Genomic DNA, 23,863 nt, shown 5'->3' with positions numbered 1-23,863 from the left:
CTGAAAAGAAGGGAAAGCCAGTAAATACGTGGGGTTGAGATAAAAAAGTATCCCCCGGCATAGCCTGGGGGTTTTTCAGATGCGCCATAAGGCTCTCTTACCAGCCGCGCCCTAACAGGCGCATCACGATCTGACATTTGCATCCTAATTCGTTACTTACGGCCCGTAAACGGGCTACCCGGATACGGAATCGAGAGTTGATCTCCCAACTTGTCCTGCTCCAACTGGTGCTTTATATACTCCTGTATCTTCGATGTATTTTTTCCTACCGTGTCCACATAATACCCTCGGCACCATAATTCACGATTTCGGTATTTGAACTTCAAATCTCCAAACTGTTCGTAAAGCATCAGGCTACTTTTTCCCTTCAGGTATCCCATAAAACCCGATACGCTCATTTTAGGCGGGATCTCTAGAAGCATATGGATATGATCAACACAACACTCCGCTTCAAGGATGTTCACGTTTTTCCATTCACATAGCTTTCTCAATATGCTGCCTATCGCCCTGCGTTTTTCTCCATAGAACACCTGCTTTCGGTATTTCGGCGCAAATACTATGTGATATTTACAGTTCCATCGGGTGTGCGCTAAGCTCTTTTCGTCCCCCATAGGGACCCCCTTTCGATTTCTTGTTTAACTTTTGCAGTTGCCAGACCGCAAGGTGTTTTAACAAATCAAAAGGGGTTTTTATAACCGACTTATAGCTGAAAGCTTTACGGAACCCCCAGCCTAGCTGGGGGTTTTCTGTGCATAAAAAAAATAGACGTCGCTTGACGTCTATTGATTCTGTATTGGTACCGAGGACGGGACTTGAACCCGTAAGCCCAATCGGGCACTACCACCTCAAGGTAGCGTGTCTACCAATTCCACCACCTCGGCATCAAAATAACTTTTGCACAGTAACGGCTGTCGTTACTACTTCAAACCATTACTGCGGAATATCGCTGGCTGGCGCAGCAGGCGCGGCGGGCGTTGTCGTTTGCTCCGCGTTCTCCGGCTGGCTCAGGTTATCCCAGGCACTGCCTTTCTTCTGCAATGAACTCATATTCCCCAGCACCAGGCTGATGATGAAGAACAATGCCGCCAGTATCGCCGTTAGGCGAGTCATAAAGTTACCGGAGCCGCTCGAACCGAACAAAGTGGCAGAAGCACCTGCTCCGAACGAAGCGCCCATATCAGCACCTTTGCCTTGTTGCAGCATAATCAAGGCAACAAGCCCGATTGCTACTAACAGGAAAATGACTAAAAGAGCTTCGTACATAATTGTACCTGTGACCGTTTTCCCCATTATCAATGGAGAATGCTATATTCTTGCGGTAAACCGCGTCTAATCCGCTAAATCGGATGAACACTCATCCCATATCAAGCGGGTCTGAATACTAACCAAAGGCTGTAGAGTACGCAAGGGTAATTTGGCCGTCATTTGCTGATTGAAGAAAAAAACAGCGGCTTTCAGCATATGACAATAACCGAAAGTCCTATGTATTTGTTTGACAGGGTTTAACCCACCGCCTTTACCGCATCAGCAATCCGATTCGCAAATTCAATTACCGTTGCTTCATTTTCACCTTCAACCATCACACGAATCAGCGGTTCAGTACCCGATTTACGCAACAGAACGCGTCCTCGTCCGGTGAGATCTTTTTCAACATCCTGAGTCACCTGCTGCACGGTTTTATCCTCCAGCGGATCATGTTCGCCAGAGAAACGCACATTAACCAGAATCTGCGGAAAAAGTTTCATGCCGCTGCACAAGTCATGCAGACTCATGTGGTTTCTGACCATCGCCGTCAGCACTTGTAAACCGGCGATCACGCCGTCACCCGTCGTGGTTTTATCCAACAGAATCACGTGGCCTGAGTTCTCGGCCCCGATACGCCATCCTTTCGCCTGCATCATCTCCAGCACATAACGATCACCGACTTTGGCGCGGGCAAAAGGAATGCCCAGTTGCTTTAACGCAAGCTCCAGGCCCATGTTGCTCATCAGCGTACCAACCGCGCCACCGCGCAATTGTCCCTGACGCAAGCCTTCGCGGGCAATGATATACAGAATCTGGTCGCCATCTACTTTGTTACCCTGATGGTCAACCATAATCAGACGATCTCCATCGCCATCAAATGCCAGTCCAACATCCGCCTTCTCAGCCAAAACGCGGGCCTGTAACTGTCTGACATCCGTCGCGCCGCATTCTTCATTGATGTTCATCCCATCCGGTTCACAGCCAATGGAAATCACTTTGGCGCCCAGTTCACGCAACACACTTGGCGCGATGTGGTATGTGGCGCCATTTGCACAGTCAACTACAATTTTCAAGCCGCTGAGACTGAGTTCGCTGGGAAACGTACCTTTACAAAATTCGATATAACGTCCTGCCGCATCGACAATACGGTTTGCCTTCCCCAATTCCGCCGACTCCACACAGGTCAACGGTTTTTCCATCTCTGCTTCAATGGCTTCTTCCACCTCATCAGGCAATTTGGTGCCGTCAATAGAAAAGAATTTAATACCATTATCATAGTAAGGATTGTGTGAAGCAGAGATAACGATCCCCGCTTCCGCCCTGAAGGTACGAGTCAAATAAGCAACCGCGGGTGTCGGCATCGGTCCCGTAAAAGAAGCGGACAAACCGGCTGCCGCCAGCCCCGCTTCAAGAGCAGACTCCAGCATATAGCCGGAAATTCGGGTGTCCTTACCGATAATGATCTTACGGGAACCGTGGCGCGCCAAAACCTTACCCGCCGCCCAGCCAAGTTTCAGCACAAAGTCAGGCGTGATCGGTGTATCGCCAACTTTGCCGCGCACGCCGTCCGTTCCAAAATATTTGCGATTACTCATAGTTGTTTTTATTCCTTTGCTGCAAGAGTCGCTTCAACAATGCGCATGGCATCGACGGTTTCTTTCACATCATGAACGCGGATGATTTGTACGCCTTGCATCGCGGCAATCACCGCACACGCCACGCTGCCCTGAACGCGTTGTAATGGAGGTACCTTAAGTAGCTGACCAATCATGGATTTCCTGGACATCCCCACCAGCAACGGCAGTCCAAAGCGATGCAATTCCCCCAGCCGGGCCAGAAGCTCATAATTATGGGCCAGATTCTTACCAAATCCGAATCCGGGATCCAGTAATAGCTTATTTTTTGGAATATTGCCGTTCACGCAACGATCGATATGCTGTTGTAAAAATGCCCCGACTTCCGCCATCAAATCGTCATAATGGGGATTATGCTGCATGGTTTTCGGCAACCCTTGCATGTGCATCAGACAGACTGGCAGCCCCGTTGCCGCCGCTGCTTCTAAAGCACCCGGCTCTTGCAGCGATCGAATATCATTGATGAGGTGCGCCCCGGCTTGAGCAGAGGCAGTGATGACCTCCGGTTTTGAGGTATCGACTGAAATCCATACATCAAAACGTGTGGACAATGCTTCAACCACCGGCACTACACGCTCCAGCTCCTCTTCGATACTCACATCATCAGCACCAGGGCGAGTCGATTCCCCGCCGATATCGATCAATGTTGCGCCAGCGGCGATCATCTCCTGAGCATGATGTAATGCGGCTTCTACGCTGTTGTGTTTGCCGCCATCAGAGAATGAATCAGGTGTAACATTGAGAATGCCCATAACATTAGGGCGAGACAGATCCAGGATTGACCCTCTGGCAATTAATTGCATGACATATTCCTCGACATCACGGGCTTACCTTAAAAATTTTCCAGCAAACTCATTAGTAAAAAACCCCGGCTTTAAGCCGGGGTTTGCAGAAACACTACGTGCAGAAAAACATAATCTGACGCGTTATTTATCGCTCAGTTGTTCTGACATCGTATTACCCGGATTTGGGGTATTGGGTTCATCAACTGGCGTTGGCGCCTTTGGCGAACCGCCGTTATCAGAATTACTATCCGAGCCAGACTCTTCCCAGCCTGCTGGCGGGCGAACATCTTTACGCGCCATCAGATCATCAATCTGCGGGGCATCAATGGTTTCATATTTCATCAACGCGTCTTTCATTGAATGCAATATGTCCATGTTTGCCATCAGCAACTCACGCGCACGCACATAATTCCGCTCAATCAAGGATTTCACTTCCTGATCAATGATTCTTGCCGTTTCATCAGACATATGTTTGGCTTTCGCTACGGAACGCCCCAGGAACACTTCGCCTTCTTCTTCGGCATACAGCAATGGCCCCAGTTTTTCAGAGAAGCCCCACTGTGTAACCATATTGCGTGCAATGGACGTTGCAACCTTGATGTCATTCGACGCACCGGTCGAAACCTTTTCCGCACCATAGATAATTTCTTCGGCCAGACGACCGCCGTACAGGGTGGAAATCTGGCTTTCCAGCTTCCGACGACTGGCGCTGATCGCATCGCCTTCCGGCAGGAAGAACGTCACACCCAGCGCACGGCCACGTGGAATAATCGTCACTTTATGCACCGGATCGTGTTCAGGAACCAGTCGACCAATAATCGCGTGTCCTGCTTCGTGATAAGCCGTCGATTCTTTCTGTTGCTCAGTCATCACCATGGAACGGCGCTCAGCGCCCATCATGATTTTGTCTTTCGCTTTTTCAAACTCGACCATCGACACAACGCGCTTGTTACCGCGTGCGGCGAACAATGCCGCTTCATTGACCAGGTTAGCCAAATCAGCACCGGAAAAACCCGGCGTACCGCGCGCGATCACAGATGTATCAATATCTGGCGACAAAGGCACACGGCGCATATGTACTTTCAGAATCTGCTCACGGCCTCGCACATCGGGTAAGCCAACAACCACCTGACGGTCAAAACGGCCTGGGCGCAGTAACGCAGGGTCCAGTACATCGGGACGGTTGGTGGCGGCGATGACAATAATGCCTTCGTTGCCTTCAAAACCATCCATTTCAACCAGCATCTGATTCAGCGTCTGTTCACGTTCATCGTGACCACCGCCCAGACCCGCGCCACGCTGACGACCTACCGCATCGATTTCGTCGATAAAGATGATGCAAGGCGCCGCTTTCTTGGCCTGCTCAAACATGTCGCGTACACGGGAAGCACCGACACCGACGAACATTTCAACGAAATCAGAACCAGAAATAGTAAAGAAAGGTACTTTCGCTTCACCGGCGATAGCTTTTGCCAGCAACGTTTTACCTGTACCCGGCGGCCCGACCATCAGGATACCTTTCGGTATCTTGCCACCCAGTTTCTGGAAACGGCTTGGCTCACGCAAATACTCGACCAGTTCGCTTACTTCTTCTTTTGCTTCGTCACAACCCGCCACATCAGCAAAAGTCGTTTTGATCTGATCTTCCGTCAGCATCCGGGCCTTGCTTTTGCCAAAAGACATGGCGCCTTTACCGCCGCCGCCTTGCATTTGACGCATGAAGAAGATCCAGACACCAATCAATAGCAGCATCGGGAACCAGGAAATAAAGATCGAAGCCAGCAGGCTTGGTTCTTCCGGTGGTTCTCCAACGACTTTCACATTCTTCGTAAGCAGGTTATCCAGTAGCTTGGGATCATTGACAGGAATATAAGTCGTGTATCGGTTGCTATCTTTTTTGATAACATTAATCTCACGCCCGTTAATACGTGCTTCACGGACCTGATCCTGATTCACTTCAGTCAAGAAGGTTGAATAATCCACCCTACGGCCATTCGACTCGCTGGGCCCGAAGCTCTGGAATACGGACATCAGCACTACTGCGATGACTAACCAGAGAATCAGGTTTTTCGCCATGTCACTCAAGGGATAAACCTCATATTACAACTGTGTTAAAAAATAGCGTTAGGGTACTACAGTTTGCGCCCTGTCGCTACAATATACACTTCACGCGACCTGGCGCGCGAAGCATCTGGCTTACGAATCTTCACCTTCGTAAACAGGGAACGAATTTCCCGCAGGTATTCATCAAAACCTTCGCCCTGAAACACTTTCACCAGGAAACTCCCGCCTGGCGCTATTACATCCCGACACATTTCAAGCGCTAACTCAACCAGATACATCGATTTCGGGATATCAACCGCCGGTGTACCACTCATGTTCGGGGCCATGTCGGACATCACCACCTGAACCTTATTATCCCCAACTCTCTCCAGCAGCGCTTTGAGGACCAATTCATCACGAAAATCACCTTGAAGGAAATCGACACCAACAATAGGATCCATCGGTAAAATATCACAGGCAATGATACGACCTTGTCCGCCGATCTGCGTCACCACGTACTGCGACCAGCCGCCCGGCGCGGCGCCCAAATCGACCACGGTCATACCCGGTCTAAACAGTTTGTCGCTCTGCTGTATTTCATCAAGTTTAAACCAAGCCCGTGAGCGGAGCCCCTTTTTCTGCGCCTGCTGCACATATTTATCGCTAAAGTGTTCCTGCAACCAGCGACTGGAACTCGCAGAACGCTTCTTATTAGCCATCAGTTTTCCAACTATTCTTGTAAGACGCTCTCAGTGGGTGGAAACGGTTTACCCCCACAGACGCGGGGAATACTTTAATATTTCTTTCCCGGCATTTTTCTCTTCTCACATATCCCCAATCGACATCGACAGATTGGTTATAATCATGAGATGGCGGTAGAATGACCCGTTTTCAATCCCAACCTAAGCAAAAAAGACAATGAACCTAAGTAACAAACAAAAACAACACCTGAAAGGCCTGGCGCATCCGTTAAAACCGGTTGTCATGCTGGGCAATAACGGCCTCACCGAAGGTGTTCTGGCTGAGATCGAACAAGCTTTGGAGCATCACGAACTGATCAAAGTAAAAATCGCTACCGAAGATCGCGAAACCAAGGCTTTGATTGTTGAAGCAATTGTTCGTGAAAGCGGCGCCAATAACGTTCAGGTCATCGGCCATACGCTGGTGCTTTATCGTCCGGCAAAAGAACGTAAAATTGTGTTACCACGATAGCACTTTTTATTTCAACATACGTTGTTTTAACGGAAAGGTGCCATGCCTGCCTGTTAGAGAAAAGGCCGTGAGCGGCCTTTTTCTTTTCTTTACAAACTTTGCTGTTTTAATCGCCAATCCAGAAAAAATCACAAATATTCAACCCTGATGATTTCATATTCAACATCGCCGCCCGGCGTATTGATAACCACCACATCGTCTTCTTCTTTGCCAATCAGACCACGGGCAATTGGGGAATTAACAGAAATCAGATTTTGTTTAAAATCCGCCTCATCGTCACCGACGATACGATAAGTCTGCTCTTCTTCATTATCCAGATTCATGACGGTCACGGTCGCGCCAAAGATCACACGACCGTTCGAGGACATTTTCGTCACATCGATAACCTGAGCATTAGAGAGTTTGGCTTCGATGTCCTGGATTCGACCTTCACAAAAACCCTGTTGTTCACGCGCTGCATGGTACTCCGCATTCTCTTTCAAATCACCATGCTCGCGGGCTTCAGCAATCGCGGCGATAATCTCGGGCCGACGAACTGATTTCAAAAACTCAAGCTCTTCGCGTAATTTTTCAGCGCCACGCAACGTCATCGGAAATTGTTTCATATTGTCTATACCTCTAAAAAAATCCGTTAGACTTACAAAGTCGTTGTCATCCTGACCGTTAAAAATTAAATACGGCATCGTGTCTGTGCACAACAGCGTTTTCCGGGCGTAAAACAAAAACAACCAGCCCCGGAACAAAATGTCCAGGCCGGTATCGATTTGCATTTTGATACGTATTTTAACCCAGAGTTCCATGAGGGTCATCGTTTACTTTAGACCGTGTTGCGCCGTAGTATGACCACACGTTACCCTGTTGTTAGCTGAGATTATGCGTTTTTCGTCGATTGTTACCGGACTTGCCTGCGCTTTTATTCTGCATGCCAATGCAGCGACTGTTGAAGATCACATCCAATATTTGCCCGATGGCGCCAATCTCGCGCTGGTTGTGCAAAAAATCGGGGCGCCTACACCGGCAATGGCCTTTAACAGCCAACAAATGGCGTTACCCGCCAGTACGCAAAAGGTGATAACCGCATTGGCAGCACTGCTCCAGTTAGGCCCAGACTACCGTTTTGTGACCACAATGGAAAGCCATGAGGCCGTCAGTAACGGTATATTACGTGGTGATCTGATCGTCCGCTTCAGTGGCGATCCGACCCTGAAGCGCCAGCAAATACGCAATATGGTGCTGGAATTAAGAAAGCGCGGCATACAAGAAATCGCGGGGGATGTCATGATCGACACATCAGTGTTCGCCAGCCATGACAAAGCACCAGGCTGGCCATGGAACGACATGACGCAGTGTTTCAGCGCGCCGCCTTCCGCGGCGATTGTCGATCGCAACTGCTTCTCCGTTTCTCTCTATGGCGCGCCCAAAGCTGGCGATAACGCGTTTATCCGCGTGGCTTCTTATTATCCGGTACAAATGTTCAGTGAAGTACGCACCCTGGCCAAAGGCTCTCCAGACGCGCAATACTGCGAACTGGACGTTGTGCTGGGAGAACTGAACCGTTTTACGCTCACCGGTTGCCTGGCTCAGCGGGCTGAACCGCTGCCACTCGCTTTTGCCATTCAGGATGGGGCCAGTTATGCCGGGGCCATTGTAAAAGATGAGCTTCAACAGGCGAATATCAGAATCAAAGGCAATTTGCGCCGCCAGACTCAGCCGGGCCCCACCGGTACGGTGTTATCGCAGACCCAATCCGCGCCATTGCATGCTCTGCTGACCGTCATGCTGAAAAAATCGGATAATATGATTGCGGATACGGTTTTCCGCACTATCGGGCATGAGCGCTTCAATGTGCCGGGAACCTGGCGTGCCGGCGCTGACGCCGTGCGTCAAATAGTGCGTCAGAAAGCGGGGATCGATCTGGGTAACAGTATCGTTGTCGATGGTTCAGGCTTATCGCGCCACAATCTGATCTCTCCGGCAACCATGATGCAGATATTACAATATATCGCTCAGCACGATCAGGAACTGAATTATATTATGATGCTGCCGCTTGCGGGTTATGACGGAACGTTACGCTATCGGGGCGGATTACATGAAGCAGGTGTGAACGGTAAGGTTTCCGCGAAAACCGGCGCATTGCAAGGCGTTTATAATCTGGCTGGTTTCATTACCACGGCAAGCGGTCAGCGGATGGCGTTCGTTCAATTCCTTTCCGGTTACGCCGTTCCACCGGAAGACCAGCGCTCGCGCCGGGTGCCTCTGGTACGCTTTGAAAGTCGTTTATACAAAGACATTTATCAAAGCAATTAATCCAAAGTAAAAAGCACAGCGTATTTCCGCGCTGTGCTTACTTGGAATGACTGGCCTGACCGCCATCTCGCATCGGGCTGGATGTGATTTATCAGCCCGGATGACTATCAACGCTGATAAACGATTTCGACGCCTTCTTCATCCTCGTCGTCCCAATCATCATCCCATTCCTCTTCCGCTTCGCTTTCAGCGGTTGCCAACTGTTCCCGGTGGTAATCATCCCACATGAACTCCACTTTCTCTGGCGCGCTTTCTTCGATGGCCATCGCTTTAGGCTGCACTTTCAGGAAATTCATCACATCCCAACACAGCGCATTGACCCCTTCACGGTTAGCCGCGGAAATCAGGTAATACTTTTCTTCCCAGCCTAACGCAGCCGCAATCTCTTTTGCGCGTTTTTCCGCTTCCGCTTTATCGATTAAATCAACTTTATTGAAGACCAACCAACGCGGTTTTTCAGATAAACCCGTGCTGTATTGCTGCAATTCATTGATGATCACTTTGGCATTTTCTATCGGATCGGATTCATCGATCGGCGCCAAATCAACCAGATGCAATAGAACCTGGCAACGTTCCAAATGCTTAAGGAAGCGAATTCCCAGACCCGCGCCTTCGGAAGCGCCTTCAATCAAACCAGGGATATCGGCCACCACAAAGCTTTGTTCGCTGTCCATACGAACAACGCCAAGGCTAGGCACCAACGTGGTAAAAGGATAATCCGCCACTTTCGGTTTGGCTGCCGAAACTGCACGGATAAACGTCGATTTCCCCGCATTCGGTAATCCCAGCATCCCGACATCAGCCAGCAACAGGAGCTCAAGCATCAGTTCACGCTCTTCACCCTGCGTACCGTTCGTTTTCTGGCGCGGAGCACGGTTAACGGAAGATTTAAATCGGGTGTTGCCCAACCCATGCCAGCCGCCTTTGGCCACCATAAGCCTCTGCTGATGGCGTGTCATATCACCCAGCACTTCGCCTGTTCCCTTATCCAGCACACGAGTGCCGACAGGTACTTTAATCGTGATGTCTTTACCGCGTTTACCGGTGCAATCGCGGCTTTGACCATTCTGACCGCGCTCAGCGCGAAATGATTTTTCAAAACGATAGTCAATCAGCGTATTCAGATTTTCATCGGCCAGCAGATAAACGTCGCCGCCATCGCCGCCATCACCGCCATCAGGCCCACCGTTGGGAATGTATTTTTCGCGGCGGAAGCTGACACAGCCATTACCGCCGTCACCTGCAACCACTAAAATAGTCGCTTCATCTACAAACTTCATTGACTCTCTCCGCAAAAAACCAATAGAGAATATCTACTTGTTTTAGGCTAATTATTGGTTCTCTTCGGCGTAACTTTTTGATTTAAAGGAAGATAACTATTATTATCTGTCATAAAAAACTGACGCACCAGAACCTGCTCCGGCAAGGGGGCGAATTGTACCCGCTTATGCCAATCTTTTCATCTGTATTAAAAATAAACAGCCCACATGGAATGTCGAAACATCATCTGACGCAAATGATTCTGCGCTCATTTTGGTATAACGATCGGCGAATTTTGTTGCCGTCCGGGGAAGAAACGGTGTCCTATCGCTGAAAACATCGCCCCGGCCACGACAATTAAAGCGCCTGAATACCCGACCCAGTTAAGCACCTGCGCGGCAAAAAAATCCGGCCACGTCAACGCCAGCAAATCAGAAAAGAGCAACGTAAACAAGGGGGTGAGCGTAATCACCGCACTGACCTGCGCCGCCTGCCAGCGAGCCATGGCTTCAGCCAACGCGCCATAACCTATCAGGGTATTGGCGCCACAAAACAGTAAACATAAAAGCTGCCAGCCACTGAGTTGCAAAATAGTTTCAGGATCGGCAAAAGGAGTAATAAACAGAACGCAGAGTACATAAAGCAGAAACAGGATCTGCTGCGACGTCAGACGCCGTAGTAACACTTTTTGGGCCACACCATAAGAAACCCATACCGCTGACGCACACACACCCAATATAACGCCCAACGTGTAATCCGTCAGACGGGTGAAAATCTCTATCAGGCTGGTGTTGAAAAACAGAATCAGACCGCAAATCAAGGTGACCGCCCCGATGATTTGTGTTGGCCGCATCTTTTCTTTCAAGATAAAGACGCTGGCGAACATCATACCAACAGGAGAAAGTTGACCGATAACCTGAGAGGCCGTTGGGCTAAGATACTGTAGTGATGAACTGAAAAAAACAAAGTTGCCCAACAAACCACATGTCGCGATCAGCAAGACAATCAACCAACGCCGACGCCGGAAAATACGCATGGGCGGGAGTTTATTGCGTGAGAAAAGCAGCACACCAAGACCTATTGATGCAATCAAGAAACGATACCAAACAATAGTATAAGGCTCCATGACAGGCAGAACCTGTTTCATGGCTATCGGCAAGGCTCCCCAGCATATTGCCGTGGTCAGCGCCAGAGCAAGACCGATACCCGTCTGTTGTTTAGTGTTCATGCTTTTCTCTGGTTGATTACGCAGAATCAGAAATGTAAAAAGCCCCGCAACGAATTGCAGGGCTTAAATCTGTAAGACCTAACACGAAATATTATTCAGCAACGATACTGATGTATTTACGATTTTTCGGGCCTTTAACTTCAAACTGAACTTTACCGTCAGCCAAAGCAAACAGAGTGTGGTCTTTCCCGCAACCTACGTTGCTACCAGCGTGGAACTTGGTTCCGCGCTGACGAACGATGATGCTGCCAGCCAATACTGCTTCGCCGCCGAAACGTTTTACGCCCAGGCGTTTACTTTCTGAGTCACGGCCGTTACGAGTTGAACCGCCCGCTTTTTTGTGTGCCATTAATCCGCTCTCCTAAATCTTAAGCGCTGATGCCGGTGATTTTCACGTCAGTGAACCACTGACGATGGCCCGCTTGCTTACGGTAGTGTTTACGGCGACGGAACTTAACAATCTTAATTTTTTCGCCACGACCATGAGCAACAACTTCAGCTTTGATCTTACCGCCATCGACGAAAGGAACGCCGATTTTGATTTCTTCACCATTGGCAACCATCAGAACCTGATCAAACTCAATAGCTTCACCAGTTGCGATGTCCAGCTTTTCCAAGCGAACGGTTTGACCTTCGCTTACTCGGTGTTGTTTACCACCACTTTGGAAAACCGCGTACATAAAAAACTCCGCTTTCCGCGCACTCAACGTATGATTATCCAGAGTGCGCTATAAATATTCACAATAGGGCGCGAATTCTACGCAAAAAACCTGATGATGACAAGTGCATAATTGAAGGATATGAAGAAAAAGAATACAATCTATCAACTGCCGTTTATCTCTCTCATTTTTCAAGTACAATCAACTCAACAAGTTCCACCATATGCCGATTATGAAACAACTATCCTACGGTAAAGTTGAAGAAAACAGCTGGCACCCAAAATGAATCTAGAACAAATTACAGCGCTAACCGCGCAAGACATGAACGCGGTCAATGGAGTCATTCTTGAACAACTCAACTCGGATGTCGTTCTCATTAACCAGCTAGGTCATTACATTATCAGCGGCGGGGGCAAACGTATCCGTCCCATGATCGCAGTTCTTGCCGCCAGATCGCTTGCCTGTGATGGCAATAAGCATATTACGGTAGCGGCGCTGATAGAATTCATTCACACCGCCACGTTACTGCACGACGACGTTGTGGATGAGTCCGACATGCGTCGTGGCAAAGCAACCGCCAATGCCGCCTTTGGCAACGCCGCCAGTGTATTGGTTGGCGATTTTATCTATACCCGCGCCTTCCAGATGATGACCAGCCTGGAATCATTGCGGGTACTGGCGCTGATGTCGGAAGCGGTGAATGTGATCGCGGAAGGAGAAGTGTTGCAGTTAATGAACTGTAACGATCCTGATATTACCGAAGAAAGCTATATGCGGGTTATTTACAGCAAAACCGCACGTCTGTTCGAAGCAGCCGCTCAAGCTTCCGCCATTCTTGCCGGCGCCACACCGGACCAGGAAACCGCGTTGCGGGATTATGGCCGCTATCTGGGTACGGCGTTTCAGCTTATTGACGACCTGCTGGATTACAGCGCCGACGGCCAGACGCTGGGCAAAAATACCGGCGACGACCTCAACGAAGGCAAACCGACACTGCCGCTGCTGCATGCCATGCGCCAGGGTAATGTCGAGCAAAGCGCTATGATTCGTCAGGCAATAGAAGAAGGCAACGGACGTCATTTGCTTGAACCGGTACTTACCGCCATGCAGCAGTGCGGTTCGCTTGACTACACGCGCCAGCGGGCGGAGGAAGAAGCCGATAAAGCAATTGACGCGCTGCGACATCTCCCGGATACCCCTTTCCGCACCGCACTGGAAGGTCTTGCGCATTTAGCCGTGCAACGCGACTTCTGAATGCGTTGCACCCGCACGTTACCGATTATGCTGTCTGGTCATCCGTCACATCCTCCAGACGAGACAGCATTGCTTGCGTGCCTTCACGCAAAATGAAATTAATCAGCCGAGACTGCTCACTTTCTGATAGCTGATTGAAAATATGCACCCATGACGCCAGTAATGCCGGCTGCTTCTCCGCTTGATATGCTGGCGGCATGCTCTCCTTCATCTTTAGCGAGCTTCTGACCTCATAGGGCAAACTTCGGATGGAATACTCGACGCCGCGTCCCTGGACGCCTTTGCGTCGGCGTTTCTCCCAGCCATCATCACGAGCCCGTTTATTCAGTCCCTGGGGGGATTTGGGCAATCCGCCCACTCCAACCAATTCACTGGTTGAAAACCACTCTTTGTCCATATTTATAACTCCCTTGCTGGTCCGGTACAGGCAGTCACATGAGTTACCGCCCCAAAAAGTTTCCATATAATAGACTATTATTACCTAAACATCTAACTTTCACATGTTATTAGTACCACTAAAACTGGCGTGATTCATCATTTATGGCAGAAACCAGATGGCCTGAGGGAGAGAATGAGAACTGCGTTGCAGAACAAAATAACGAGGAAGATTAATTGCCATCCGTCCAGACAGATTTCAGATGGCAAATACAGATGGGAACCTATTCGTCGGGCGTATCATCAGAGTCAGCGGCTTCATCTGAAGATAGTATGCCTAACTGCCTGAGCGTGGCGGACACTCCGACGCGCAGTATATAAGCAATAAGTTCATTTCTTTCTGTTTCAGAGAGTTGAGAATAAATTTGCATCCAGACCGCCAGCGTAGCAGGCTGCTTGATAGCATATGGCGGCGACTCGCTTTCAAGCAACAGGGATTTTTTTACCGAATCCGGCAGGCTGTGAATCGAATATTCCACTCCCCGCCCTTGAACGCCTTTACGGCGGCGCTTTTCCCATCCATCTTCACGCGCACGCTTATTCAGCCCTTGTCTTGATTTCGGAAGACCGCCAACGCCAACCAGTTCGTTGGTCGCAAACCACTCTTTTTTCATCGCCTTTCATCCTGATAGTGCTACTCCTAACAAAAACCAACTTATTTGGAAATTAATTGAGAAAATTTTAGAAAATTGATGCTATATTATTTCCAAATAATAACGAATGTTAGTTTGATTAATAACTAACATCCGTTATTTATACCACTAATACACAGTTGTCTTACAGCAAATAAGGGAAGGATTATGAGTTCAAGGAAACATGACTGGCACCTCGCTGATATTATTGCTGCTCTGCGCAAGAAAGGTACTACGCTGGCTGCGGTATCACGTGCTGCCGGATTGAGTTCATCAACGCTTGCTAATGCTCTGTCACGGCCCTGGCCCAAGGGAGAAAGGCTCATCGCCGATGCATTAGGCATTCATCCATCAGAAATATGGCCAAGCCGATATTACGATCCAGAAACCAACCAACTCATTGATAGAAAAAATTAATCCGCCCAAATAATAATAGTGAATGAATAAAAAAGCCGGAGATTTTATCTCCGGCTTTTTTATAAGGATATTTCAATCCACGTCACCATCAGTTATTGATGAATGACTCACCCAGGGCGATATCCTGATTCAAGGTCTCCAGCATATTTTTCAGCGCCTGCTGTTCGAAATCGCTCAGCGTACCAATCGCTTTACGCTCAACAATGCCGTCTTTACCTAACAGAACCGGCTGTGCAAAGAAACGGGCATACTCACCGTCGCTTTCGACGTATGTACATTCCACCACACCGCTTTCACCCTGCAAGGCACGAACCAGAGACAGGCCAAAACGCGCGGCCGCTTGTCCCATCGACAGCGTCGCCGAACCACCGCCAGCTTTAGCTTCCACCACTTCCGTACCCGCGTTCTGGATACGTTTTGTCAGATTGATGACTTCCTGTTCGCTAAAACTCACGCCAGGGATTTGTGACAGCAAAGGCAGAATAGTCACGCCAGAATGTCCGCCGATAACCGGAACATTGATATCCTGCGGCTGTTTGCCTTTAAGTTCAGCGACAAACGTATTGGAACGAATGATGTCTAGCGTGGTGACGCCAAACAGTTTGTTCTTGTCGTAAACCCCCGCTTTGCGCAACACTTCAGCGGCAATAGCGACAGTCGTATTCACCGGATTGGTGATAATACCGATGCAGGCTTTAGGACAAGTGCTGGCGATCTGCTCAACCAGATTGCGCACGATCCCGGCATTCACATTGAACAGATCTGAACGATCCATACCCGGTTTACGCGCCACACCCGCAGAGATAAGAACGATATCCGCGCCAACAAGCGCGGGTTTTGCGTCTTCGCCGCTAAATCCTTTGATTTTTACAGCAGTCGGGATATGACTTAGATCAACAGCAACTCCTGGCGTTACCGGAGCAATGTCATAAAGGGATAATTCTGAACCTGAAGGAATCTGGGTTTTGAGGAGGAGCGCCAGAGCTTGACCGATACCGCCTGCTGCACCGAGAACTGCAACTTTCATCCTAAACTCCTTATTATCGTAAAATAAAAAAGTGCCGTGAACTCATAAGGTTATAAACTCAAATTCGAGAAGAGATAGAGCAGCACCCCTCAACTCACCGTTCAACATGTGTCGCTCGAGACGAAAAAATACACTATGTCCCTAATAATAAACCAAAAACAGTCATGCGTTTGAAAGGTAAGTAAAGTTAATGGGGCATCAGGCAGTAACCTGACGATGATTCACGGTCAATTAACTGGTCAGCTACATTACATTGTGCAACGATATGCAAAAAACATCATCTTGGTAACATTTTATTCACTTTTATGTGACGCGGAACACATTTCTTAGTCTATCGATACCATGCCCGTTTAATTATCTTAGAGAGAAGTGGTGAACGCTTGCAGATGATGTTATAGGCATTTTCATTGCATAAAAATTCACTCTTCTGCATAATAATAAAACCAAGAATAATGCTAGTCCGGTGCAGAATGCGTAACTCGATAAAACAAGAAGATTTAGTTAGAGCGTTCAAAGCGCTGCTGAAGGAAGAAAAATTCAGTTCCCAAAGCGAGATTGTGCAGGCTTTACAAGACGATGGATTCGAAAACATCAATCAATCCAAAGTCTCACGTATGCTGACTAAATTTGGCGCGGTCCGTACACGTAATGCCAAAATGGAAATGGTGTACTGTCTGCCCGCAGAACTTGGCGTGCCGACCACGACCAGTCCGTTGAAAAATCTGGTATTAGATGTTGATTATAATGATGCCGTAGTGGTGATCCATACCAGCCCCGGCGCAGCGCAACTGATTGCCCGCCTGCTCGACTCCCTGGGAAAATCGGAAGGCATTCTGGGCACCATTGCCGGTGATGACACCATATTCACCACACCAGCCAGAGGCTTCAGCGTCAAACAACTCTATGAAGCCATTCTGATTCTTTTCGAGCAGGAATTATAACGGGCGTTATCACGGCAAACCGCGATAACGCTTTGCAATTTTGCTAAAAATTGACATGCTATTTCACCAGTAATGTAAGTTGCTGGTGATAATCGATTAAATGCCCGGCAACTCGGCTAACGGCCAGCGAGGGCGCACGGCGACACCGAGATCATGGCTTTGTCCGTATTGCAAACGAACCACGCCAGCATAGGCAATCATGGCGCCATTATCGGTACAAAACTCAGGGCGCGCATAAAATACCGCGCCGCCGCGTTTCGCCATCATTTCCCCCAGACGCTGACTCAGCGTCTGGTTGGCGCTCACCCCACCCGCGATAACCAAACGTTTGAAGCCGGTTTCATCCAGCGCTCTACGACATTTGATTGATAGCGTATCCACAACCGCATCTTCAAAGGCACGAGCAATATCGGCGCGTGTCTGCGCATGATCGTCATTATTTCGGATGGTGCTGGCGGCAAACGTCTTAAGACCGGAGAAGCTGAAGTCCAGACCAGGCCGATCGGTCATTGGGCGCGGGAACGTAAAACGCGCGGCATCGCCAGTCTGCGCCATTTTCGACAACATTGGTCCACCGGGATAATCCAACCCTAACAGTTTTGCCGTTTTATCGAAGGCTTCGCCCGCCGCGTCGTCGATCGATTCGCCAAGCAGTTGATATTCGCCAATCCCCGTAACGCTAATCAATTGGGTATGACCACCGGAAACCAGCAATGCCACAAACGGAAACTCCGGCGGATTCTCTTCCAGCATCGGCGCCAACAGATGTGCTTCCATATGGTGAACTGGAACCGCCGGCACATTCCAGGCAAACGCCAGCGCTCGCCCAATAGTTGCGCCAACCAGCAACGCGCCAACCAGTCCAGGGCCTGCGGTATATGCCACGCCATCAATGTCGCTGGCTTTTAACCCGGCTTCAAGCAGCGCCGCCTGGATCAACGGCACCGTTTTACGCACGTGATCGCGTGACGCCAGTTCAGGCACTACGCCACCGTAGTCGGCATGCAGTTTTACCTGGCTGTAGAGTTGATTGGCGAGTAAACCAACCTGCGTGTCATAGATGGCCACGCCGGTTTCATCACAGGATGTTTCGATACCCAATACGCGCATTGCTTTTCCTACTTATATTACGGGACAAGCTTTCATTAATGCAGCTTGCTTCATGCGGCGAATAGTCTACCATAAGCCCCTTGGTTTCCGTGCCGACGAAGACTGGGTGTTTTACGATCACCGCAATGCTTTACAAAGGCGCCCCGTTTGCAGTAGAATTCCGCACCATTTTGAAAAGGCTGGCACAAGGCCAGCGGCAAACCGAATTTATTGAGGTGAGAGGCACATGCCGGTAATTAAAGTACGTGAAAACGAGCCGTTCGACGTAGCTCTGCGTCGCTTCAAGCGTTCCTGTGAAAAAGCAGGTGTTTTAGCTGAAGTACGTCGTCGTGAGTTTTATGAAAAACCAACGACCGAACGCAAACGAGCTAAAGCTTCCGCAGTGAAACGTCACGCGAAGAAATTGGCTCGAGAAAACGCACGCCGCACTCGTCTGTATTAATTTTCAGGAGGTTTTCCTCCACCGCGTGATTAATCCGCAGACTTAGCAGTTGCATACGAAGGCCGTGCTTTCCGAAAGGAATGCGCGGCTTGTTGTCGTTTATAAGCTATCGTTTATAAGTTAAGAAACAGGGGCTTATGGCTGGACGAATTCCACGCGTATTTATCAATGACCTGCTTGCTCGCACTGACATCGTCGATCTTATCGATGCGCGCGTCAAACTGAAAAAGCAGGGCAAAAATTATCACGCGTGTTGCCCGTTCCACCACGAAAAAACCCCGTCATTCACCGTTAATGGCGATAAGCAGTTCTATCATTGTTTTGGCTGTGGCGCGCATGGTAACGCGGTCGACTTTTTAATGAATTACGATCGGCTTGAATTCGTTGAAAGTATTGAAGAAATGGCTACGATGCATGGCCTTGAAGTACCGTATGAAACCGGTACCGGGCCAACCCAGCTTGAACGTCACCAGCGACAAAGTTTATATGCCTTGATGGAACAATTAAGTGCGTTCTATCAACAAACATTAAGTCAGTCCATTGGCGCCCCTGCCTTGCAATATTTGCAGCAGAGGGGACTGAGCGCCGATGTGATTCGTCATTTTGCTATTGGCTTTGCGCCTCCCGGTTGGGACAACGCGTTAAAACGTTTCGGTCGCAACAGTGACGATCGCAGTACATTGAACGATGCCGGTATGTTGGTGACTAATGACCAGGGTCGTACTTATGATCGTTTCCGCGAACGTGTGATGTTTCCCATCCGCGATAAGCGCGGTCGGGTTATTGCATTCGGCGGTCGGGTATTGGGCGATGGCACGCCAAAATATCTGAATTCGCCTGAAACAGAGATTTTTCATAAAGGCCGCCAACTCTATGGTCTTTATGAAGCGCAGCAAAGCCACCCTGAACTTAAACGTTTACTGGTGGTTGAGGGGTACATGGACGTGGTTGCCCTGGCGCAATTTAGTATTGATTATGCGGTTGCCTCGTTGGGAACATCCACGACGGCCGATCACATTCAGTTACTATTTCGCGCCACTGATCAGGTCGTCTGTTGTTACGACGGCGATCGCGCTGGCCGGGAAGCCGCGTGGCGCGCCCTGGAAACCGCGCTGCCTTATTTGAATGATGGCCGTCAGCTACGTTTTATGTTCCTGCCTGACGGCGAAGATCCCGACACGCTGGTTCGTAAAGAAGGCAAGACTGCTTTCGAGCAGCGGATGGAGCAAGCCTTACCGCTGTCGCAATTTCTTTTTGAGACATTACAACAGCAGGTGGACATGAGTTCGCCCGACGGACGAACCAAACTCAGCACGCTGGCCCTGCCCTTGATTGGTCAGGTTCCAGGCGAGACGCAGCGTTTATATTTGCGCCAGCAGCTTGGCAAGAAACTCGGGATTCTGGATGACAACCAGTTGGACAAATTGTTGCCAAAAGTGGCGGAACAGGCTCAACCCTATCAGCCGCCGCAGCTAAAAGTCACAACTATGCGTATACTTATAGGACTTTTGGTGCAGAACCCCAGACTGTCTGTGGAAGTGCCTGATCTAACTCTGGAAGGGATTGAAGAAAGCAAGGTCGCAGGTTTGTCTCTGTTGCAGGACCTGGTAAAAACCTGTAACGCCAGCCCCGGAATGAGCATGGGGTTGTTACTTGAGAAATACAGGGACAGTAAATACCGCAAGCAGCTTGAAACCATGGCTTCCTGGAACCATATGATCGAAGAGGATGAACTGGACGACAAGTTCAGGATAAGCCTGGCGGAACTCTACGATCAACTGCTAAAGCAGCGTCAGGAAACATTGATTGCCCGTGAAAGAACACATGGGCTTAACGCCAAAGAGAAAAAAGAGCTTTGGGCGTTGCAACTAGCTTTAACCAGAAAAGACTAATTACCGAGGCTTAATTGCCGATAAATAGCGGAGTTGAGCTCTGCAAAGAGCCGTGACAGGGGCTGCGGCGATAAGAAAAATACCCCTAATGCTATTGTTGGCGAATTACGCCGACCGACACCAACCCAAATACTCTGAAGTGTGGATACCGTCTTATGGAGCAAAACCCGCAGTCACAGCTAAAGCTACTTGTCACCCGTGGTAAGGAGCAAGGCTACCTGACCTATGCTGAGGTCAATGACCATCTGCCGGAAGATATCATCGACTCCGATCAGATCGAAGACATCATCCAGATGATTAATGACATGGGCATCCAGGTGATGGAAGAAGCACCGGATGCGGATGATCTATTACTGGCAGAAAATACCGCTGACACAGATGAAGATGCGGCAGAGGCTGCTGCTCAAGTGCTATCCAGCGTTGAATCGGAAATTGGCCGCACGACCGATCCGGTTCGCATGTACATGCGTGAAATGGGCACCGTTGAACTGCTGACGCGTGAAGGTGAGATTGATATCGCCAAACGTATCGAAGATGGGATCAATCAGGTTCAATGCTCTGTTGCCGAGTACCCGGAAGCGATCACGTATCTGCTGGATCAATATGATCGTGTTGAAGCGGGTGAAAGCCGTTTGTCCGATCTGATCACCGGATTTGTCGATCCGAATGCGGAGGAAGATATCGCGCCTACCGCGACTCACGTCGGTTCTGAGCTTTCAAGCGAAGAAATGGACGATGATGAAGAGGAAGAAGAAGACGACGATACCGAAGATGATAACAGCATCGATCCTGAGTTGGCCCGTGAGAAATTTACGGAGTTGCGTCAGCAATATGAAACGACACGTCAGGTCATCAAGATGCACGGTCGTAATCATGCGAAAGCGGCGCAGGAGATCATGAATCTGTCGGAAGTCTTCAAACAATTCCGTCTGGTGCCTAAACAGTTTGATTTCCTGGTCAACAGTATGCGCTCCATGATGGATCGCGTGCGAATTCAGGAACGCTTGATCATGAAGCTGTGTGTTGAACAGTGCAAAATGCCGAAGAAAAACTTCGTCACGCTGTTCTCCGGCAATGAGACCAGCGAAAGCTGGTTCACCGCCGCCATTGCGATGGGCAAACCCTGGTCAGAGAAGTTGCATGACGTAGCAGACGATGTTAAGCGCAGCCTGCAAAAGCTGCATCAGATTGAAGAAGAAACCGGCCTGACCATCGAGCAGGTCAAAGACATCAACCGTCGTATGTCGATTGGTGAAGCGAAAGCTCGCCGTGCGAAGAAAGAGATGGTTGAAGCAAACTTGCGTCTGGTAATTTCCATCGCGAAGAAATACACCAACCGTGGTTTGCAGTTCCTTGACCTGATTCAGGAGGGCAATATCGGCCTGATGAAAGCGGTAGACAAATTTGAATATCGCCGTGGTTATAAATTCTCGACCTATGCCACCTGGTGGATTCGTCAGGCTATTACACGTTCTATCGCGGACCAGGCTCGCACCATCCGTATTCCGGTGCATATGATTGAGACGATCAACAAACTCAACCGTATTTCACGCCAGATGCTACAGGAAATGGGTCGTGAGCCGACGCCGGAAGAACTTGCCGAACGTATGCTGATGCCGGAAGACAAGATTCGTAAAGTACTGAAGATCGCCAAAGAGCCGATTTCGATGGAAACGCCAATCGGTGATGATGAAGATTCACATCTGGGCGACTTTATCGAAGATACGACGCTTGAGCTACCGCTGGATTCCGCAACCTCGGAAAGCTTGCGTTCCGCCACACACGACGTACTGGCAGGGCTGACCGCTCGTGAAGCGAAAGTACTGCGTATGCGTTTCGGTATTGATATGAATACCGATCACACGCTGGAAGAAGTGGGTAAACAGTTTGATGTAACACGTGAACGTATTCGCCAGATCGAAGCGAAAGCGTTACGCAAACTGCGTCACCCTAGCCGTTCAGAAGTTCTGCGCAGCTTCCTGGATGATTAATTCGTTCGATTGCTAATCATACTTCCTGATAACCCCGGTTTCCGCCGGGGTTATTTTTTGCCATGCATTTATCCACAGACCGCTTAACCTTCCTGAAGCGCCTGATAAAGCGCCCGATAGGACAACACCAGCGATTCCAGCGTCGCACGATTCAAGCCGCTGGGATTAGGCAGAACCCAGACCTGAGTATCGCCGATGGTCAATGCCTGCCGTCCCCAGTCGACCTTTTTAATACCGAATGCCAGACTGAACGCCTGCTTACCCAAAATGGCCAGCACGCGCGGTTGGTAACGGCGCATTTTTTCAATAACCGCTTCACCGCCCCGCAACAATTCCTCTTTTGCCAACGCCGTCGCTTCTACCGTCGGTCGCTCAACCAGCATCGTGATGCCACAGCCGGTATCCAACAAATGCACTTCTTCTTCAGGCCTCAACAGACGCTCAGTGAATCCGGCCTGGTGGATGACTTTCCAAAAACGATTGCTGGGATTGGCAAAATGATACCCATGGTGGGCCGTCGATAACCTTGGGTTGATGCCACAAAAAGCCACTGACAGATTTGGCGCCAGAATGTCCGTAATCATACCTCTCCTTGATGCGGAGTTTACCGCTTTTATCGCAAAATCTGACAATAATAACAACAAGCTATCCTGAGTAGAAAACAGCCATCCGGCTGAAGAGCTATAGACCTTTCCCCGCACATTACCGTATAATCTCCGCCCGTCGGCCCCTTAGCTCAGTGGTTAGAGCAGTCGACTCATAATCGATTGGTCGTTGGTTCAAACCCAACAGGGGCCACCAGAATTTCAAGGAGTTACGTTAACAGCGTGGCTCCTTTGTTTTTTCGGGGATATGCCGGGGATATTTTGCAGGGGTAATCATAGTGATGATTGACTGTTTTATGTTCATTTAACAACCCTACTCTGGACGCCGTAGGATCAGCGGTATTGCCCCAACCCACAATAACCAGATCTACAATTCACTTTTCTGAAAACGCATATATAAGCAAAAGTATGTTAGTTCAGTCGGTTCAGTTGGTTCAATTTGTAAAGATGGTTGTTTTTATTAGTTATTTTATCAAAAACTGAACCAACGCAGGGGCGTTTTGAACCAACACTAACCCCTGATTGAACCAACATCATGATCCGCTGCTGTCATTACTGTTTGATCGGGTACAAAAAAACCGGCTTCGTAGCCGGTTCATATAGCGGTTAGCCCTATTGAGCACGCTTATACTGCCAAAGAAAAAGCGCCGGTAATCCCCCCGAAAAAGCGAAGTGTTCATAAGTAGAATTTTCTCGTAATCTGAACGCAGGAGATTCGCTATGAAAAAATCACGCTTTACCGAC

24 protein-coding genes and 2 tRNA genes are annotated in these 23,863 nt (G+C 49.2%); 9 read left to right on the top strand and 17 right to left on the bottom strand.

Features of this window, described 5'->3' with window-relative positions; all coding sequences use genetic code 11:
- Positions 1-152 precede the first annotated feature (152 nt).
- From tnpA to rlmE, 7 genes are all read right to left on the bottom strand, one after another.
- On the bottom strand, positions 153-611 hold the full coding sequence (gene tnpA / locus DES54_RS14015; protein ID WP_113868417.1) for an IS200/IS605 family transposase: 459 nt from the start codon (positions 609-611) through the stop codon (positions 153-155).
- A gap of 183 nt (positions 612-794) precedes the next feature.
- Positions 795-881: transfer RNA gene (locus DES54_RS14005), tRNA-Leu, on the bottom strand.
- 49 nt (positions 882-930) lie between these two features.
- Positions 931-1,263: a preprotein translocase subunit SecG gene (gene secG / locus DES54_RS14000; RefSeq protein ID WP_113868413.1), complete on the bottom strand. Its 333-nt coding sequence runs from the start codon at positions 1,261-1,263 to the stop codon at positions 931-933.
- A 239-nt stretch (positions 1,264-1,502) separates the two neighbouring features.
- On the bottom strand, positions 1,503-2,840 hold the full coding sequence (glmM, locus tag DES54_RS13995) for a phosphoglucosamine mutase (protein WP_113868411.1): 1,338 nt from the start codon (positions 2,838-2,840) through the stop codon (positions 1,503-1,505).
- Positions 2,841-2,848: 8 nt separating this feature from the next.
- Positions 2,849-3,682: a dihydropteroate synthase gene (gene folP / locus DES54_RS13990; protein ID WP_113868409.1), complete on the bottom strand. Its 834-nt coding sequence runs from the start codon at positions 3,680-3,682 to the stop codon at positions 2,849-2,851.
- A 123-nt stretch (positions 3,683-3,805) separates the two neighbouring features.
- Positions 3,806-5,740 (bottom strand): ATP-dependent zinc metalloprotease FtsH, encoded by a 1,935-nt coding sequence (ftsH, locus tag DES54_RS13985; RefSeq protein WP_113868406.1) that lies wholly within the window; start codon positions 5,738-5,740, stop codon positions 3,806-3,808.
- 56 nt (positions 5,741-5,796) lie between these two features.
- Positions 5,797-6,426 (bottom strand): 23S rRNA (uridine(2552)-2'-O)-methyltransferase RlmE, encoded by a 630-nt coding sequence (gene rlmE, locus DES54_RS13980; protein WP_113868404.1) that lies wholly within the window; start codon positions 6,424-6,426, stop codon positions 5,797-5,799.
- A gap of 199 nt (positions 6,427-6,625) precedes the next feature.
- On the opposite strand from rlmE, the gene yhbY reads away from it, so the two are divergent.
- Positions 6,626-6,919 carry a ribosome assembly RNA-binding protein YhbY gene (yhbY, locus tag DES54_RS13975; protein ID WP_113868402.1) on the top strand — a complete coding sequence of 98 codons (294 nt, stop codon included), beginning with the start codon at positions 6,626-6,628 and terminating at the stop codon, positions 6,917-6,919.
- Positions 6,920-7,047: 128 nt separating this feature from the next.
- Here the strand turns inward: yhbY and greA are convergent, their stop codons facing one another.
- A complete protein-coding gene (greA, locus tag DES54_RS13970; RefSeq protein WP_113868428.1) occupies positions 7,048-7,524 on the bottom strand; it encodes a transcription elongation factor GreA in 477 nt (158 codons plus the stop codon).
- Between the two features lie 268 nt (positions 7,525-7,792).
- Between greA and dacB the strand changes: the two genes are divergently transcribed.
- A complete protein-coding gene (gene dacB / locus DES54_RS13965) occupies positions 7,793-9,226 on the top strand; it encodes a serine-type D-Ala-D-Ala carboxypeptidase (RefSeq protein ID WP_113868400.1) in 1,434 nt (477 codons plus the stop codon).
- A gap of 107 nt (positions 9,227-9,333) precedes the next feature.
- On the opposite strand, the gene cgtA is transcribed toward dacB, so the two are convergent.
- The 4 genes from cgtA to rplU all read right to left on the bottom strand — a co-directional run bounded on the left by cgtA (position 9,334) and on the right by rplU (position 12,394).
- Positions 9,334-10,506 (bottom strand): Obg family GTPase CgtA, encoded by a 1,173-nt coding sequence (gene cgtA, locus DES54_RS13960; protein WP_113868397.1) that lies wholly within the window; start codon positions 10,504-10,506, stop codon positions 9,334-9,336.
- Positions 10,507-10,754: 248 nt separating this feature from the next.
- Positions 10,755-11,714, bottom strand: a complete 960-nt coding sequence (locus DES54_RS13955) for a DMT family transporter (protein ID WP_113868395.1) — start codon at positions 11,712-11,714, stop codon at positions 10,755-10,757.
- Positions 11,715-11,805: 91 nt separating this feature from the next.
- Positions 11,806-12,063 (bottom strand): 50S ribosomal protein L27, encoded by a 258-nt coding sequence (gene rpmA / locus DES54_RS13950; protein ID WP_109491399.1) that lies wholly within the window; start codon positions 12,061-12,063, stop codon positions 11,806-11,808.
- Positions 12,064-12,082: 19 nt separating this feature from the next.
- Positions 12,083-12,394 carry a 50S ribosomal protein L21 gene (rplU, locus tag DES54_RS13945; RefSeq protein WP_113868393.1) on the bottom strand — a complete coding sequence of 104 codons (312 nt, stop codon included), beginning with the start codon at positions 12,392-12,394 and terminating at the stop codon, positions 12,083-12,085.
- Positions 12,395-12,655: 261 nt separating this feature from the next.
- Between rplU and ispB the strand changes: the two genes are divergently transcribed.
- Positions 12,656-13,627 (top strand): octaprenyl diphosphate synthase, encoded by a 972-nt coding sequence (ispB, locus tag DES54_RS13940; RefSeq protein WP_113868391.1) that lies wholly within the window; start codon positions 12,656-12,658, stop codon positions 13,625-13,627.
- Positions 13,628-13,652: 25 nt separating this feature from the next.
- Here ispB and DES54_RS13935 read toward each other — a convergent pair whose 3' ends face one another.
- Together DES54_RS13935 and DES54_RS13930 are read right to left on the bottom strand one after the other, a co-directional pair.
- Positions 13,653-14,024: a DNA-binding protein gene (locus DES54_RS13935; protein ID WP_113868389.1), complete on the bottom strand. Its 372-nt coding sequence runs from the start codon at positions 14,022-14,024 to the stop codon at positions 13,653-13,655.
- Positions 14,025-14,286: 262 nt separating this feature from the next.
- Positions 14,287-14,676 carry a DNA-binding protein gene (locus DES54_RS13930; protein ID WP_113868387.1) on the bottom strand — a complete coding sequence of 130 codons (390 nt, stop codon included), beginning with the start codon at positions 14,674-14,676 and terminating at the stop codon, positions 14,287-14,289.
- 186 nt (positions 14,677-14,862) lie between these two features.
- Here DES54_RS13930 and DES54_RS13925 point away from each other — a divergent pair, with 186 nt between their 5' ends.
- A complete protein-coding gene (locus DES54_RS13925; protein ID WP_113868384.1) occupies positions 14,863-15,111 on the top strand; it encodes a helix-turn-helix domain-containing protein in 249 nt (82 codons plus the stop codon).
- An 88-nt stretch (positions 15,112-15,199) separates the two neighbouring features.
- Here DES54_RS13925 and mdh read toward each other — a convergent pair whose 3' ends face one another.
- Positions 15,200-16,138 carry a malate dehydrogenase gene (gene mdh / locus DES54_RS13920; RefSeq protein ID WP_113868382.1) on the bottom strand — a complete coding sequence of 313 codons (939 nt, stop codon included), beginning with the start codon at positions 16,136-16,138 and terminating at the stop codon, positions 15,200-15,202.
- Positions 16,139-16,608: 470 nt separating this feature from the next.
- On the opposite strand from mdh, the gene argR reads away from it, so the two are divergent.
- Positions 16,609-17,079, top strand: a complete 471-nt coding sequence (argR, locus tag DES54_RS13915) for a transcriptional regulator ArgR (protein ID WP_113868380.1) — start codon at positions 16,609-16,611, stop codon at positions 17,077-17,079.
- A 96-nt stretch (positions 17,080-17,175) separates the two neighbouring features.
- On the opposite strand, the gene tsaD is transcribed toward argR, so the two are convergent.
- Positions 17,176-18,189, bottom strand: a complete 1,014-nt coding sequence (gene tsaD / locus DES54_RS13910; protein WP_113868378.1) for a tRNA (adenosine(37)-N6)-threonylcarbamoyltransferase complex transferase subunit TsaD — start codon at positions 18,187-18,189, stop codon at positions 17,176-17,178.
- Between the two features lie 226 nt (positions 18,190-18,415).
- On the opposite strand from tsaD, the gene rpsU reads away from it, so the two are divergent.
- From rpsU to rpoD, 3 genes are all read left to right on the top strand, one after another.
- Positions 18,416-18,631, top strand: a complete 216-nt coding sequence (gene rpsU / locus DES54_RS13905) for a 30S ribosomal protein S21 (protein ID WP_001144069.1) — start codon at positions 18,416-18,418, stop codon at positions 18,629-18,631.
- A gap of 137 nt (positions 18,632-18,768) precedes the next feature.
- Positions 18,769-20,523, top strand: a complete 1,755-nt coding sequence (gene dnaG, locus DES54_RS13900) for a DNA primase (protein WP_113868376.1) — start codon at positions 18,769-18,771, stop codon at positions 20,521-20,523.
- 155 nt (positions 20,524-20,678) lie between these two features.
- Complete coding sequence (gene rpoD / locus DES54_RS13895; protein WP_113868374.1) at positions 20,679-22,514, top strand: RNA polymerase sigma factor RpoD; 1,836 nt, start codon at positions 20,679-20,681, stop codon at positions 22,512-22,514.
- 83 nt (positions 22,515-22,597) lie between these two features.
- On the opposite strand, the gene mug is transcribed toward rpoD, so the two are convergent.
- Positions 22,598-23,098, bottom strand: a complete 501-nt coding sequence (gene mug / locus DES54_RS13890; RefSeq protein WP_113868372.1) for a G/U mismatch-specific DNA glycosylase — start codon at positions 23,096-23,098, stop codon at positions 22,598-22,600.
- Positions 23,099-23,239: 141 nt separating this feature from the next.
- Here mug and DES54_RS13885 point away from each other — a divergent pair.
- Positions 23,240-23,315: transfer RNA gene (locus DES54_RS13885), tRNA-Ile, on the top strand.
- Positions 23,316-23,863: the final 548 nt, after the last annotated feature.

This window comes from Brenneria salicis ATCC 15712 = DSM 30166, from assembly GCF_003315515.1.
GTDB lineage: Bacteria > Pseudomonadota > Gammaproteobacteria > Enterobacterales > Enterobacteriaceae > Brenneria > Brenneria salicis.
Note: the sequence above shows the minus strand (reverse complement) of the source record. Positions and strands in the feature narration are given on the sequence as shown.

Bases quoted from the DNA above. Each gene is read 5' to 3' on its own strand.
- rlmE (WP_113868404.1), bottom strand. From the start codon at position 6,426: ATGGCTAATAAGAAGCGTTCTGCGAGTTCCAGTCGCTGGTTGCAGGAA.
- DES54_RS13925 (WP_113868384.1), top strand. From the start codon at position 14,863: ATGAGTTCAAGGAAACATGACTGGCACCTCGCTGATATTATTGCTGCT.
- glmM (WP_113868411.1), bottom strand. From the start codon at position 2,840: ATGAGTAATCGCAAATATTTTGGAACGGACGGCGTGCGCGGCAAAGTT.
- mdh (WP_113868382.1), bottom strand. From the start codon at position 16,138: ATGAAAGTTGCAGTTCTCGGTGCAGCAGGCGGTATCGGTCAAGCTCTG.
- yhbY (WP_113868402.1), top strand. From the start codon at position 6,626: ATGAACCTAAGTAACAAACAAAAACAACACCTGAAAGGCCTGGCGCAT.
- mug (WP_113868372.1), bottom strand. From the start codon at position 23,098: ATGATTACGGACATTCTGGCGCCAAATCTGTCAGTGGCTTTTTGTGGC.
- rpmA (WP_109491399.1), bottom strand. From the start codon at position 12,063: ATGGCACACAAAAAAGCGGGCGGTTCAACTCGTAACGGCCGTGACTCA.
- ftsH (WP_113868406.1), bottom strand. From the start codon at position 5,740: ATGGCGAAAAACCTGATTCTCTGGTTAGTCATCGCAGTAGTGCTGATG.
- rplU (WP_113868393.1), bottom strand. From the start codon at position 12,394: ATGTACGCGGTTTTCCAAAGTGGTGGTAAACAACACCGAGTAAGCGAA.
- DES54_RS13935 (WP_113868389.1), bottom strand. From the start codon at position 14,024: ATGGACAAAGAGTGGTTTTCAACCAGTGAATTGGTTGGAGTGGGCGGA.
- tnpA (WP_113868417.1), bottom strand. From the start codon at position 611: ATGGGGGACGAAAAGAGCTTAGCGCACACCCGATGGAACTGTAAATAT.
- dnaG (WP_113868376.1), top strand. From the start codon at position 18,769: ATGGCTGGACGAATTCCACGCGTATTTATCAATGACCTGCTTGCTCGC.
- rpsU (WP_001144069.1), top strand. From the start codon at position 18,416: ATGCCGGTAATTAAAGTACGTGAAAACGAGCCGTTCGACGTAGCTCTG.
- secG (WP_113868413.1), bottom strand. From the start codon at position 1,263: ATGTACGAAGCTCTTTTAGTCATTTTCCTGTTAGTAGCAATCGGGCTT.
- DES54_RS13955 (WP_113868395.1), bottom strand. From the start codon at position 11,714: ATGAACACTAAACAACAGACGGGTATCGGTCTTGCTCTGGCGCTGACC.
- DES54_RS13930 (WP_113868387.1), bottom strand. From the start codon at position 14,676: ATGAAAAAAGAGTGGTTTGCGACCAACGAACTGGTTGGCGTTGGCGGT.
- ispB (WP_113868391.1), top strand. From the start codon at position 12,656: ATGAATCTAGAACAAATTACAGCGCTAACCGCGCAAGACATGAACGCG.
- rpoD (WP_113868374.1), top strand. From the start codon at position 20,679: ATGGAGCAAAACCCGCAGTCACAGCTAAAGCTACTTGTCACCCGTGGT.
- greA (WP_113868428.1), bottom strand. From the start codon at position 7,524: ATGAAACAATTTCCGATGACGTTGCGTGGCGCTGAAAAATTACGCGAA.
- folP (WP_113868409.1), bottom strand. From the start codon at position 3,682: ATGCAATTAATTGCCAGAGGGTCAATCCTGGATCTGTCTCGCCCTAAT.
- cgtA (WP_113868397.1), bottom strand. From the start codon at position 10,506: ATGAAGTTTGTAGATGAAGCGACTATTTTAGTGGTTGCAGGTGACGGC.
- dacB (WP_113868400.1), top strand. From the start codon at position 7,793: ATGCGTTTTTCGTCGATTGTTACCGGACTTGCCTGCGCTTTTATTCTG.
- argR (WP_113868380.1), top strand. From the start codon at position 16,609: ATGCGTAACTCGATAAAACAAGAAGATTTAGTTAGAGCGTTCAAAGCG.
- tsaD (WP_113868378.1), bottom strand. From the start codon at position 18,189: ATGCGCGTATTGGGTATCGAAACATCCTGTGATGAAACCGGCGTGGCC.